The 12568-nt window shown below is 72.9% G+C and carries 13 protein-coding genes and 1 pseudogene; 4 read left to right on the forward strand and 10 right to left on the reverse strand.

Annotated features, from left to right (window positions below; all coding sequences use genetic code 11):
* Position 1: 1 nt before the first annotated feature.
* The 4 genes from JT723_RS35970 to JT723_RS30050 form a co-directional block, all read right to left on the reverse strand.
* Positions 2 to 2155, reverse strand: a complete 2154-nt coding sequence (locus JT723_RS35970) for an FxsB family cyclophane-forming radical SAM/SPASM peptide maturase (protein ID WP_205047996.1) — start codon at positions 2153 to 2155, stop codon at positions 2 to 4.
* 19 nt (positions 2156 to 2174) lie between these two features.
* On the reverse strand, positions 2175 to 2366 hold the full coding sequence (locus JT723_RS30040; protein ID WP_205047997.1) for a hypothetical protein: 192 nt from the start codon (positions 2364 to 2366) through the stop codon (positions 2175 to 2177).
* A 231-nt stretch (positions 2367 to 2597) separates the two neighbouring features.
* Positions 2598 to 3209 carry a VOC family protein gene (locus JT723_RS30045; RefSeq protein ID WP_307794034.1) on the reverse strand — a complete coding sequence of 204 codons (612 nt, stop codon included), beginning with the start codon at positions 3207 to 3209 and terminating at the stop codon, positions 2598 to 2600.
* A 31-nt stretch (positions 3210 to 3240) separates the two neighbouring features.
* On the reverse strand, positions 3241 to 3993 hold the full coding sequence (locus JT723_RS30050; protein WP_240166396.1) for an SDR family oxidoreductase: 753 nt from the start codon (positions 3991 to 3993) through the stop codon (positions 3241 to 3243).
* 155 nt (positions 3994 to 4148) lie between these two features.
* Between JT723_RS30050 and JT723_RS30055 the strand changes: the two genes are divergently transcribed.
* From JT723_RS30055 to JT723_RS30065, 3 genes are all read left to right on the forward strand, one after another.
* Positions 4149 to 4970 carry an enoyl-CoA hydratase/isomerase family protein gene (locus tag JT723_RS30055; protein ID WP_205047999.1) on the forward strand — a complete coding sequence of 274 codons (822 nt, stop codon included), beginning with the start codon at positions 4149 to 4151 and terminating at the stop codon, positions 4968 to 4970.
* Positions 4971 to 5072: 102 nt separating this feature from the next.
* Complete coding sequence (locus JT723_RS30060; protein WP_205048000.1) at positions 5073 to 5255, forward strand: hypothetical protein; 183 nt, start codon at positions 5073 to 5075, stop codon at positions 5253 to 5255.
* Positions 5252 to 5821: a hypothetical protein gene (locus JT723_RS30065; RefSeq protein ID WP_205048001.1), complete on the forward strand. Its 570-nt coding sequence runs from the start codon at positions 5252 to 5254 to the stop codon at positions 5819 to 5821. Before JT723_RS30060 ends, JT723_RS30065 begins: the two co-directional genes overlap by 4 nt.
* Here the strand turns inward: JT723_RS30065 and JT723_RS30070 are convergent.
* The 5 genes and pseudogenes from JT723_RS30070 to ychF form a co-directional block, all read right to left on the reverse strand.
* Entirely contained in the window at positions 5818 to 7941 is a 2124-nt protein-coding gene (locus JT723_RS30070) for a DEAD/DEAH box helicase (protein WP_240166410.1), read from the reverse strand. The genes JT723_RS30065 and JT723_RS30070 overlap by 4 nt on opposite strands.
* Positions 7942 to 8045: 104 nt before the next feature.
* Complete coding sequence (locus tag JT723_RS30075) at positions 8046 to 8372, reverse strand: hypothetical protein (RefSeq protein WP_240166397.1); 327 nt, start codon at positions 8370 to 8372, stop codon at positions 8046 to 8048.
* Positions 8373 to 8509: 137 nt separating this feature from the next.
* Positions 8510 to 9100 (reverse strand): ArsR family transcriptional regulator, encoded by a 591-nt coding sequence (locus JT723_RS30080; protein ID WP_240166398.1) that lies wholly within the window; start codon positions 9098 to 9100, stop codon positions 8510 to 8512.
* A gap of 246 nt (positions 9101 to 9346) precedes the next feature.
* Positions 9347 to 9832 (reverse strand): annotated as a pseudogene (locus JT723_RS30085) (DUF234 domain-containing protein); the annotation flags it as partial.
* A 188-nt stretch (positions 9833 to 10020) separates the two neighbouring features.
* Complete coding sequence (ychF, locus tag JT723_RS30090; RefSeq protein WP_205048003.1) at positions 10021 to 11109, reverse strand: redox-regulated ATPase YchF; 1089 nt, start codon at positions 11107 to 11109, stop codon at positions 10021 to 10023.
* A 184-nt stretch (positions 11110 to 11293) separates the two neighbouring features.
* On the opposite strand from ychF, the gene JT723_RS30095 reads away from it, so the two are divergent.
* On the forward strand, positions 11294 to 11872 hold the full coding sequence (locus JT723_RS30095) for a DUF6542 domain-containing protein (protein ID WP_205048004.1): 579 nt from the start codon (positions 11294 to 11296) through the stop codon (positions 11870 to 11872).
* Here JT723_RS30095 and ppgK read toward each other — a convergent pair.
* Positions 11793 to 12536 (reverse strand): polyphosphate--glucose phosphotransferase, encoded by a 744-nt coding sequence (gene ppgK / locus JT723_RS30100; RefSeq protein WP_205048005.1) that lies wholly within the window; start codon positions 12534 to 12536, stop codon positions 11793 to 11795. The genes JT723_RS30095 and ppgK overlap by 80 nt on opposite strands.
* Between the last annotated feature and the right edge of the window lie 32 nt (positions 12537 to 12568).

Genomic DNA, 12568 nt, shown 5'->3' on the forward strand with positions numbered 1-12568 from the left:
GTCAGCCCCGCAGGCCCGCGGCCACCCGGCGCCCGAGGGCGGTCAGGCCGTCGTCGCGGATCGCCGACGCCGCCGACCGGCCGAGATACACCGACCTGAGGCCTTCGGCCGCCGCCTGACTGCCCGCCAGGTCGAACAGGTCCAACAGGGCGTTGAACTTCACCTGCTGCACTCCTTCTGCGGTAAGCCCGGCAAGGTCCGCGGCACTGTCCGGCAGCGCCAGGCCGAGGGCACCGAAAGCAGCCGGGTTCACGGCCACAGCCCCCTGGGGACCTTCCCCCGCCAGCGGTGTGCATGCGGTCACGACGGTGCGGATTCCCGGCGCCAGCCGCCCGTACCGCAGCCGGATGTGCCGGCTCGCCTCGCCGAACGCCCGCTGCCACCGGGCGAATTCCTCGTCGCCGAGCCTGGGCGCCGCAGCGGTGCCGTAGCCGTCCCTGAAGGGGTCCCCGTCCTCGACCAGGAAGCGGAAGGCGCCGGCGTCGATCCTGCGCACCGGCTCCCAGCCGAATCCCGGCCGCAGCGCACCGGTCACCGGCTGCGGCGGCAGGTGCAGGCCGGCCTGCAGCAGCAACTCCCGCCGCCTCACGGCCAGAACGACCCGGGCCAGGTCGTCGGGCACGGTCAGCCGCCCGGCGCCCGGGATGTGCAACGCCCCGTCCTGCGGGACCAGTTCGACCCGCAGCTCCTCCCCCGCGGCATACGCCACCGCCGTCGCGATCTCCGCGAGCCGCCCGCGGACCGCCGGCCCGTCCAGCTCCCCTTCCAGCGCGCGCACCGCCCACAGGCCCAGATACGGGTGGCGCAGGACGTCGGCCGCCGCCCGCGGGTGCGCCAGGTCCAGCCGGGTCAGCAGGTCGGCCTCCGGTCCCGGGTGGCGCCCGCACACCGCCCCCACCAGCGCGCGCCTGGCGCTGAGTTCGGCCGCGGCCAGCGCCTGCAGCGCCTCGCTGTCGCCGCCGCCCGCCGCGATCGCGTCGAAGCCGCGGGCGGTCAGCACATGCGGCCTGGCGGGCGGGCGCGGGCGCGGCGCCTCAAGGACGTGGCCGATCAGCCGGAAGAGGTCGTCGCAGTAGACGGAGGGGTTGTCGAACCCGCTGCCGGCGCGGTGCCGGTGGCCGTAGAGCCCGCCGCCGCAGATCCGTACCACCGAGCAGTCGCGGCAGGTCGCTGACAGGCCGTCGAGGCCCTGCCGCCTGACCAGGAAACCCGGGTGGGCCGCGGCCTCGTCGAAGGAGTTGCGCAGCACGTGGAAACCGGTGCCGGGCGCGCCCGGCGCCACGGTCTTGAGCCAGTCGGCCTGCTCGATCTCGCCGTCGGTCTCCACCACCACCAGGTCGGGGCTGCCGAGTCCCAGCGACTCGGTGAAGGACTCCCGCCCGTCCCTGCCCGCCTCCAGCGAGTCGAACAGCCGCACGGGGAAAGGCCGCCGGTCGGCGGTCCACCGGTCGTAGACGGCGATGAGCCAGCGCGCGTACGCCGCGGGGCGCGTCGGGTCGCGCGCCGGCGGGTGGTCCCAGGTGGCGTGCGGCAGCAGGAAGTCCACCCGGGGCGGTTCGAGTGCGGCCAGCGCCTCGTAGACCGCGGTCGGGTCGTTGTTCACGTCGATCGTGCACAGCAGCCCCGCGAACGCCCTGCGGTGGCGCGGCGACCCGAGCAGCCGCACCGCGCGGACCACCGCGTCGTAGGAGCCGGTGCCGTCGGCCCGGACACGGTGCCGGTCGTTGGCGGCGCGGTCGCCGTCGAGCGAGATGCCGGTGCTGATCCCCTCGGCGGCGAGCATCGCGCACATGTCCTCGTCCAGCCGCAGCCCGTTGGTCTGCATCCGCAGGTCCAGCTCGCACAGCCCGTCCAGCGCGCCCCGCAGCACGGCGGCGGTACGCGCCAGCCGGGCGCGGCCGGCGAGCAGCGGTTCGCCGCCGTGCAGGATGACGTGGACCCGGGGGATCTCCGGGTGCGCCGCGACGTGCTCCGCGATACGTGCGGCCGTCGCGTCCACGATCCGCTCGGAGATCACCCGCGGACGGGCGGCCCAGCTCTGGTCGGCGTGCTGGTAGACGTAGCAGTGGTCGCACGCCAGGTCGCACCGGCTGTGCATCTTCAGGACGAACTGGCGGAAAGCCGCGCCCGCGGCGGTGCCGGGCGCCCCCGTCATCCCCCTGGTCCCGTCACCGTCAGATGCTCGAATTGAAGCCCGGACCCTCGGAGCGCCCGGAGGGCAGCAGCCTGCGCAGCACCGCGGCGTCGGCCGCGCCGCCGAGCGTGGAACCTCCGCGGTCCGGGATCACGGTGGCCACGGAAAGGTCCCCCGCCGACGGGGAAGTCCCGTACGCGCCTGAGCCGGTGGTCTCCCCGGCATCACTCATGTCAGTCTCCTTGACCCGTTCGCGTCGTCACGCGCCCCCGCGCCGGGGACGAATCAGCGGCGCCTGCGCACCGCCTGACCATCATCGGGGTGGGTCAAGCGGGAGACAAGACCGACAAAGGTCGGTTACGAGCCAGCTTCCATACGATCAGAGCCAAATCCACCGCATGGTGACAGGGGCACGTGACGCACGGGTGCCGTCGGGCCGGCGGGGGCTTCGTCGCGGGTGCGGTCAGATCGGGCGCGGTGTGCCCGCCTGCTCGCTGACCATGTAAGCGGCGTACCAGGAGGGCCAGTCCGGGTCCTCCGCCCCGATACGCGCCTCGTGCTCGCCGTGGGCGGCCGCCGCCCTGCGCATCGCCGAGGCCAGGTCGTCCGCCGAGGAGTACGCGGTGGTGGACGGGTCCAGCCGGCCCGGCAGCCGGTCGGTGATCTCCTGCAGCAGCCAGCCGTTGCCGTCCGGGTCGGCGAAGGACACGAAGGACCCGTAGCTGGTGCCGTCCGGGTCGCGGCCCGGCACCCGGGCGTCGGTCCCGGCGTGGTGGAAGACGCCGCCCGCGTCGTGGAAGACCTCGCTCGGCTCGGCACCGCCCTTGGCCAACTCCTCGCGGGCGGCGGTGATGTCGTCCACGATCAGCTGCAACCCGCGGGCCGTGCCCGGCGCCTGCTCGGTGACCGCGGTGCCGAAGATGACGGACGCGGGTGAGCCGGGCGGCGTCACCTGCACGACCCGGAAGGTGTCGTCGGGGGCGACGTCCGCGTCGAGGCGCCAGCCCAGGCCCGTGTAGAAGCCCTTGGCCCGGTCGACGTCGGAGACCGGCACCACGACGACTTCGAGTTTCATGTCCATGGTGTGTGCCTCGCTTTCCCTGCGCTCATGCGCTGACGAACTGCTGGCCGCCGTCGATGTCGTAAGTGGCCCCGGTCAGGGCTTCGTTGAGCATCAGGTGCACCGCGAGGGCGGCGACGTCCTCCGGGCCGACCACCCGCCCGATGGGCAGCGTCCTGCGCAACTCCTCGCGGCGGGCCTCCAGTTGATCGCCCAGCAGCGACGCCGACAGCGGGGTGTCCACGAACCCGGCCGCGATCAGGTTGACCCGGACCGGGGCGATCTCCAGGGCCAGGTTGGCCGTCAGCGCGGGCAGGGCCGCGGTGACCGCACCCATCACGGCCATGCCCCGGGCCGGACGCCGGCCGCCGGTCCCGCCGATGAACAGCAGCGTCCCCCCTGGCCTGACCTTCTCCCGCCCCGCCCGCGCCACCGCCAGCGTCATCGCGATCCGCCCGCCGAAGTCCCGCCCCGCCGCCGCCAGGTCCAGCTCGTCGAGCGGCGTGTACGCAGGGGCGCCGGCCGTGACCAGCACGTGGTCGACCCGGCCCGGCAGGTCCTGGAAAAAGCCTTCGAGGCGGGCGGTGTCGTTCGCGTCGAAGGCGGCCGTGCTCAGCGGCTTCAGCTCGGCCGCCGCCCGCTCCAGGCGCTCGGGATTGCGTGCGGCCAGCACCAGGTCGCCCCCCTCCGCCCGCACCTGGCGGGCGGTCTCAAGCCCGATACCCGCACTGCCGCCCACGACGACGACCGTCTGCCCGGCCAGCCGCCCGCCCGCGCCTTCCGCACCGCTTGCCATCATGCGCCACCGCCCGTGTCGTGTTCCCTCAGTGTTTCATCCGACCGGCGGTGCCGCATCCGGCAGGCACAGGGCCTGGGACCAGGCACTTTCCCGAACGGGCGGCAGCCGCAGCGCGCCTCGCGCGGGCCGGACCGCACCCCTTTTATCGTCTGCCCATGACGCAATCCCAGTTCCACGTCGAGGAGGTGTCCCCCTCCTACTGGAAGGTGACCTTCACCAACGGGGACATCAATCTCATCGACGTCGACACGGTCGAGCAGCTCGCCGACCTGGTGACCCGTATCGAGCAGGCACCGGAACTCAACGTCGTGGTCTTCCGCAGCTCCCACCCGGACTTCTTCATGGCGCACTGGGATGTGCTGTCCGACCGCGCCCGGGTCGCCGCCATGCAGCCCGGCCCGACCGGCCTGCACCCGTACGGGGACAACCTGGTCCGGCTCGGCAGGGTCCCCCCGGTGACCGTCACCTGCGTCAACGGGCGCGCCCGGGGCGCCGGCAGCGAGTTCGTACTGGCCACCGACATCCGCTTCGCCGGGCCGCAGGCCGTACTGGGCCAGTTCGAGGTGGGGATGGGTTCCGTGCCGGGCGGCAACCCGATGGGCCGGCTGACCCGGCTTGTCGGCAAGGCCCGCGCCATGGAGATCCTGCTCGGGGCCGACGACTTCCCCGCCGATCTGGCCGCCGCGTACGGCTACGTGAACCGGGTACTGCCCGCCGGTGAGCTGGACGGCTTCGTGGACGCCTTCGCCCGCCGCGTCGCCGGGTTCGACCGGGTCGCGGTCACCGAGGCGAAGGCCCTGGTCGTCGCGAGCCTGCCGATCCCGGACGAGGAGCCCGCGGCCAGCCTCGCCGCCTACTTCCGCACCTCGGGCCGCCCGGAGACGGCCGACCGTATGACCCGGCTCCTGGAACGCGGGCTCCAGCGCGCGGACGGCGCCGAGGTCGACCTCGGGCGGCAGGTGGCCGACCCGCGCTGAACGCAACCGCGGCCGGCATCGAGGACACGCGCGTCCCCCGCTCCGGCTACACCGTCCGCCAGGGAGGCGACCGAGCACCTCCCGACGCGGGACGTCGGCAGGGTGACCGGCGGCAGCGGGCTGCGCGGCGTCGAGGTCCGCTTCGTCCTGCCGCCGGCCACGACGCTGTCCGCGGCCGCCGGGGTGCTCAGCCGTGTCGCCCGGCTCGGCTCCCGCATGGCCGCGCACCCGCGGCGTCCGCGGCCGACTGCACTGTCGGAGGCGGCTGTTACCTTCCCCTCATGACCGCCGCAGACGACCTGCTCCGCCGTATCGAAGCCGACCCCGCGATCGCCGCGGCCCTCGCCTGGCCTGGCGACTTCGACATCGAACGCCGCGACCCCGTCGAGGACGTCGTCCTCCCCACCGGAGCCCCGCTCCAGCCGATAGCCGGCTGCGGCGCGGGCGGCACGTACTTCCTGTGCGGCGAACCCGGCTCCGAACCGCGCCCCGTCCTCTACGCCGACTCCGAGGGCCAGGCCACCCTGATCGGCGCCGACCTGGCCGAGGCCCTCACCCTGATCGCGGTCCTGCCCTTCTGGCGCGACCTGGCCCAGGGCTTCCCGGTCGGCGAACTCCTCGCCGACCTCCGCGCCGAAGAGCCCGACTTCGACGCCGAACGCGACGCCCTCCTCGCCGCCCTCGCCCTCCCCCCGCTCCCCCCGGAGCAGGCGGCCACCCGCCTCCTGACCACGGCCGCCCGCACGACCCCCGACTATCTCCCCTTCGTCCCCGACGACGACCACCTCCCGTACGAGCCGATCTTCACCCCGCTCCCGGAGGCGGACCCCGCCCCGGACACCGCGCGCTAGCCTGCGTCCGGCGCTCTCAGGCGGGCCTGCTCCTCCTCGACGATCCGGCGGGCCAGTTCGCTGTCGGAGATGTCGACGGCGTCGGGGGTGGCCTCGGCCACGGCGCTGCGGCGGGCGTAGGCGTCGAAGAGGCGGGTCTTGGCCGCCAGCAGCTTCACCAGGCGTTCGTCCACTCCGCCGGTGGCCAGCAGGCGGTGCACCCGGACCGGCCTGACCTGGCCCATGCGGTGCGCCCGGGCCACCGCCTGGTGCTCGACGGTCGGCTTGAGCTGAGGTTCGCAGATGACGACGACCGAGGCGGCCTGCATGTTGAGGCCGACGCCCGCGGCCTGGATCTGCGCCAACAGCACGGCGGGACCGGGCACTTGGGCGAAGGCGTCGACGATCTGCTGCCGCCGGCCGGCCGGGACGCTCCCGGTGAGCGGGCCGAACACCGGGGCGCCGGCGGCGCCTTGCGGGGCGAGTTCCCGCGCCACGATGCCCAGGACGTCCTTGAAGTTGGAGAAGACCACCGTCTTCTGCCCGTTCTCCCCGGCCTCCTGGACGATCTCCCGCAGCCGTTCCAGCTTCGCCGACTTCTCGGGGCGCATGTACGCGGCCCTGCGCATCGCCATGAAGTTGCCCGCGAGCACCGCCGCTCGGTAGGCCTCCTCGTCCGACGCGCTCAACTCCTCCCACTCGTCGGTCTGCTGGAGGCTCGGGAGTTCCGTCAGCACGTCCTCCTGGTTGCGCCGCAGGTAGACCGGGGCGACGGCCCTGCGGAAGGCGACCGACCCGGCCGCCGCGTCCCCCTCGCCCAGCGCGTCGGCCACGTCGGCGTCGAGCATCCCGACGAGGTTGCGGAACTCCGCGACCCGGTTCTCCATCGGCGTGCCGGTCATGAGGACGGTGCGCTCGCAGCGAGCCGCCCACAGCGCGACCGCCCGGGACCGCTTGGCCTCCGGGTTCTTCACGAAGTGCGCCTCGTCGACCACGAGCAGCCCCACCTCGCCGCCGCCGGGAGCGGGGAATCCGCGCAGCGCCTCGAAGGTGGTCACCCCGACCCCGCCCCGGCCCTTCCACTCCGCGAAGGCGTCCTGCCGGTCGGGTCCGTGCAGCACCACGGTCCGCAGCGCGCTGCGGGCCTCGATCTCCCGCGTCCAGTTCACCAGGACGCTCGCCGGGCAGACGACCACGAAGTGGCTCTGCCCCTCGGCGGCCAGGTGCGCCAGGACGGCGATCGCCTGGATGGTCTTGCCGAGCCCCATCTCGTCCCCGAGCACCACCCGCCGCTGCGCCAGCACGAACCTGGCCCCGAACGCCTGGTATCCGCGCAGCGAGACCCGCCGGTGCGTGTCGTCCAGGTGTTGGGTCCGCACGCGTTCCGCGATGTCGTCCGGCAGGAAGCCCTCGGCGCGGGCCGCGTCGGGCACCTGCCCGGAGATCTCGGCCAGCACGCCGTAGTACTCGGCCGAGCGCAGCTCGAAGCCCACCCAGGCCTCGACGCCGGACCACGGCCCCCTGAGCAGGTCCACCGACGCCTGCGCGAACAGTTCGGGCAGGCCCGCCCGTTCCGCCTCGTCCACCAGCGACCCGACCTCGGCGGCCGCCGCCCGCGCGCGGGCCTTCTTCTCGCGGCCGGCCAGCAGCATCCTGAGCCGTCCGGCGGCCGGCCTGGCCAGGACCAGCAGCGGCTCCAGCCGTTCCGACAGGGCCGCGGCCCTGTCGACCGCACGCCGGGCCTCCGGTCCTGCCTCCACCAGCACGTGCAGGGCCACCACGAGCACGGTGGTCCGCGCGTCCTGCCGGTCCACGTCGATGTGCACGGCCACCGTCTCGTGCACCGCGTCGGAGAGCCGGCGCGCGGCAGCCAGCATCTGGTCGGCCGTACGCTGCCCGACCCCGGGAATCTGCCGCAGCCGGTAGGCACCGGCGTCGAGCACACTCCCGACGGTGCGCAGCCCGCTCTTCTCGACGCTCCCCAGCCGCAGCCGCCCCTCGGTGACGTCCTGCAGCCGCGCCACCGGTATGGCGTCCAGCTCCCGTCGCACGGCGGCGTCATGAATCGGCGCGAGGGCCGCCCGTACCGCCTCGACCGCCCGCGCGTGGTCCCCGCCCAACGCCCGCGCAGCCCCAACCAGCCGCGCCCCTTTGAGCACCGCCTCCCGCTCCACCCCGCCCCTCCCTCACCCGGTCCGCGCATCCTCCCACCACCCCCGGACACCCCCCCCGGGCGCCCCGGCCCTCAGTAGCGCGGCATGTTCGGGATCGCCTTCTCTGCAAGCTCGATCAGCGCTTCCACCTTCGCCACGTCCGCGGCGACCTCCGCGGAGGTGACCGCAGGGGCTTCGGAGGAGCGGTACTCGACCTCGTTGCGCCGGACGCGCATCCGATTGAAGGGGCGCAGGACGCTGCCAAGAGGCGGGTCGGGCTGTGCCCGGACGGCTTCGTAGACAGCGGTGTGGCCACCGCGGCTGGTGGCCCGCAGACCCTGGTTCTGCAGTACCGCGGCCAGCGCCCGGCGTGCGGCGTCATACGCGAGGGTGTACGCGCCTTCCGGGTCCGACTCCAACAGCCGGTGCGCCGAATCGACGTGCGTACGGGCGCGGACCAACTCCGCCTCGGCGGCCGACCGGGAGGCGGGTACGCGTTCGAGTGAACGGTTGGCGATGAGTGCGTCGACGGTCGACCGTCCCTGGTTCCAGCGGCTCAGTGTCTCTCCTCGTGCGTGTTCAGCCGGACCAGCGGGCGTTCGCGGACGCTGGTCAGGAACGGGTCGCCCGTCGGCCCGGCCCACGCCTCGGCCGAGACCCGGTGGACGCTGACCTCGCGGCGCAGGCGGCGGGAGGCGGCCTCGGCGATGTCGAAGAGGGCGTCCGGGTCGGGGTCGCCCACGACGAGGACGTCCAGGTCGGCCGGCGGCACCCCCGGTTCGCCTTCGTACCGCGCCGCCCAGGACCCGTAGATGTACGCCTCGCGCACCCCCGCCAGCCCCGACAACGCGTCGGACAGCACGGGAAGCGGCCCGTACGTCACCGCGATCACCTCAGCGAGCGGCCCGGCAAGAGCCGTGTCCGTCCTGCTGGCCACCAGCCGGCTCCGCCCGACCCGCCGGTCGCGGAAGATCCCGGCCTCGACCAGCCGGTCCACCTCCCGCAGCACTGCGGTGTGCGAGGCCCCCACCTCAGCAGACAGCTCGGTCAGCGAGAACTCCCGCTCGGGATGCAGCACGACCAGGGCGAGGAGATCCCCTTGCAGCTGCGAGCGCAGCAACGGCAGGAGCGAGGGCGACATCTTCATTGGACGCACAATATCATGCACCCAATGAAGATAACCAAAAGTGAGCTACCGATCACCCGCGGGGTCGGAAGGTGTCCCGGTCCGGTCGGCTGACCGGAAGTCGAACTCGGGCCAGGAGCGGGCCGCGGCCCCAGGTTGCCGACCTGGGGCTTGTCTTCGCAAAAAGGCGTGTCCTCGGGAGACTGATGCGTCTCCTGCCGGAGAGGGGATGTCTCCGCCCGTCTTGCCTCGCCTGCAATTCGCCGCTCACAGCGGCCAGGCGGTCAGCAAGTCCTCCGGGCCGTAGGCGGCATCGAGCCCCGGACAGGCGACTCCGCCGCGTGAGACGGCTACGACCGGAACCGGTTCGTCGGTGAGGGCGGCCCGGTGTCGGTGAAGAGCCGCCAGGTCGTGCCGGTCGAAGGGCGACTGCTCCAGCTACTCGATGGAGCCGACGAAGAGCAGTTCCTTGGCGATGGGGGCACGGTCCGCCCCGACGATGTCGATCTCGACGTCATTGGTACGGGTCCAGTAGCCCCCAACCGCTGGAGCCGCGGGCAGCCTGTCGTCGGGCAGGATCCGGCCGAGCGCCTCGCGGATGAGCGGCTCGACGGCCCGGCCGCGCCAACTCGTCCAGCCCTCCCGGATCCGCGCCAACGTCAGATCGCCCCGCCCGCGCTCGATCTCCCCCATGTACGGGCCGAGCAGATGCAACCAGAACCGCAGGTAGGGACCGGTCACCCGGTAGCGGCGCAGCGGCCCGAGCACCATCTCGCGGCCGCGCTGGTGGAAGGGCCGACCGTACATGCCACTAACAAACATGTCAGTAACATTCACGTTAGCCACATAGGGCGCCCAATGCGCCCTCGCGCGGCGGTAGCAGGGCAAGCAGCCTCCCTGCGCAACGGTCCGCGCCCAAGACGCCAGGCGGATCCGCACGGTCACACGTTGAAGCGGAATTCCACCACGTCGCCGTCCTGCATCACGTAGTCCTTGCCCTCCATGCGGGCCTTGCCCTTGGAGCGGGCCTCGGCCACGGAGCCGGTTGCCACCAGGTCGGTGAAGGAGATGACCTCGGCCTTGATGAAGCCCTTCTGGAAGTCGGTGTGGATGACGCCGGCTGCTTCGGGGGCGGTGGCGCCGCGCTTGATCGTCCAGGCTCGGGATTCCTTGGGGCCGGCGGTCAGGTAGGTCTGCAGGCCGAGGGTCTCGAAGCCGACGCGGGCCAGGGTGGCGAGGCCGGGTTCCTGCTGGCCGACGGACTGGAGGAGTTCGAGGGCCTCGGCGTCGTCGAGTTCCGCCAGGTCGGATTCGAGCTTGGCGTTGAGGAAGATCGCTTCGGCGGGGGCGACCAGGGCGCGCTGCTCGTCCTTGAAGGCCTCGTCGGTCAGCTCGTCCTCGTCGACGTTGAAGACGTAGAGGAAGGGCTTGGTGGTGAGCAGGTGCAGCTCGTGCAGGAGGGTGCCCTGCTCGGTGCCCTTGTGGATGCCGTGGGAGAAGAGGGTGTCGCCGGCGGCGAGGATGGCCTGGGCGGCCTCGGCGGCGGCCAGGACCGCGGCCTTCTCCTTCTGCAGCCTGGCTTCCTTCGTCAGGCGCGGGATGGCCTTCTCGACGGACTGGAGGTCGGCCAGGATCAGCTCGGTGTTGATGGTCTCGATGTCGTCCTTGGGCGAGACCTTGCCGTCGACGTGGACGACGTTCTCGTCCTTGAAGGCCCGGATGACCTGGCAGATCGCGTCGGACTCGCGGATGTTCGCGAGGAACTTGTTGCCCAGGCCCTCGCCCTCGGATGCGCCGCGGACGATGCCGGCGATGTCGACGAAGTCGACGGTGGCGGGCAGGGTGCGGGCCGAGCCGAAGATCGACGCGAGCTGGTCGAGACGGGGGTCGGGGACGCCGACGACGCCGACGTTGGGCTCGATCGTGGCGAACGGGTAGTTGGCCGCGAGCACGTCGTTCTTGGTCAGGGCGTTGAAGAGCGTCGACTTGCCGACATTCGGCAGACCGACGATTCCGATGGTGAGCGACACGTGGCGACTTCCCGTAGCTTCCCGTAGTCCCGGATCAGGGCAGGCGTCCGCAGCCCGGATGCCGTGGGCAAGTCTACGGGGCCGCGGCGGGGACCCCCGCCCCGCTTCGAACACGGGCGCCCAGCCGGGCGAAATTCCGCTGCGGGTGCGCGGATTCCGGGAGTGGTGCGCCTACGTTGGGTAGGTGGATCAACACAGTGCGCGACCGGGCGCCCCCGGTGCCGCGCCCACCACGGCACCCGGCGCCGAACCCACGGCCGCGGTCTACCGGCCCCAGCGCCCCGCCCCCGCCAGACCCGCGCACCCGCTGGCCGCCCTGCTCCGCCGGCTGCGCGCCGTGCAGCGGCCCCGCCCCCGCCTGACGGGCCTGGGCACGGGCGTGCTGGTCACCGTGGTGACGGTCCTGGCCGGCATGACGGACGCGGCGCTCTTCGACGGCCCCGGCGTCTTCTTCGGGGTCGTCTTCGTCGCGGTGTGCGCGACCGCCGCCGTGTACGTACGCCCCTATGACCTGGTGGCGGCCCCGGTGTCCGCGCCGATCGCCTTCGCGCTGGGGATCGGGCTGACCGCGGACAGCGGGGGCGGCGGCCTGGTCGGGCATCTGCTGGGGCTGTTCACGGGGCTGGCGCTGATGACCGGCTGGCTCTACACCGGCACCGTGCTGGCCGCGCTGATCGTCGCGGTCAGAGCTTTGCGGCTGCCATCGCGGCGCCGACGATCCCGGCGTTGTTCTGCAGCTCGGCGGGGACGATCCGCGCGCTGAGCCCGTGGCCGTGCAGGTAGGGCAGGAACTTGTCGGCCTTGCGGCTGATGCCGCCGCCGAGCACGAACAGGTCGGGCGAGAAGAGCATCTCGACGTGCGCCAGGTATTTGCGCAGCCGGTGCGCCCAGTGCTCCCAGCTCAGGTCCTCGTCCTCGCGGGCCTTGACCGAGGCGCGCTTCTCCGCGTCGTGGCCGTGCAGTTCCAGGTGGCCCAGCTCGGTGTTGGGCAGCAGGCGGCCGTCGACGAAGACGGCGCTGCCGATGCCGGTGCCCAGCGTCAGCACGATGACCGTGCCGCCGTGGCCGCGCCCGGCGCCGAAGGTCATCTCGGCGACGCCCGCCGCGTCCGCGTCGTTGAGCACGACCACGGGAAGGCCGAGGCGGTCGCTGATCGCCTTGCGGGCGTCGAGGCCGATCCAGCCGGCGTCCACGTTGGCCGCGGTCCTGGTCACGCCGTCGGCGACGACGCCGGGGAAGGTCACCCCGAGCGGTCCCGACCAGCCGAAGTGCGAGACGACGTCGTGGACGCCGTCGAGCACCGCGTCCGGGGTCGCGGGGTGCGGGGTCAGTACCTTGTACCGCTCGTCGGACAGGCCGCCCTTGTCGAGATCGACCGGGGCGCCCTTGATGCCCGTACCGCCGATGTCCACACCGAACACGTTCATGACCTCCAGGCTAGAGGCGGGCTGTGGACCTC

This window comes from Actinacidiphila bryophytorum (assembly GCF_016916835.1).
In the GTDB taxonomy this organism is placed as follows: Bacteria; Actinomycetota; Actinomycetes; order Streptomycetales; family Streptomycetaceae; genus Actinacidiphila; species Actinacidiphila bryophytorum.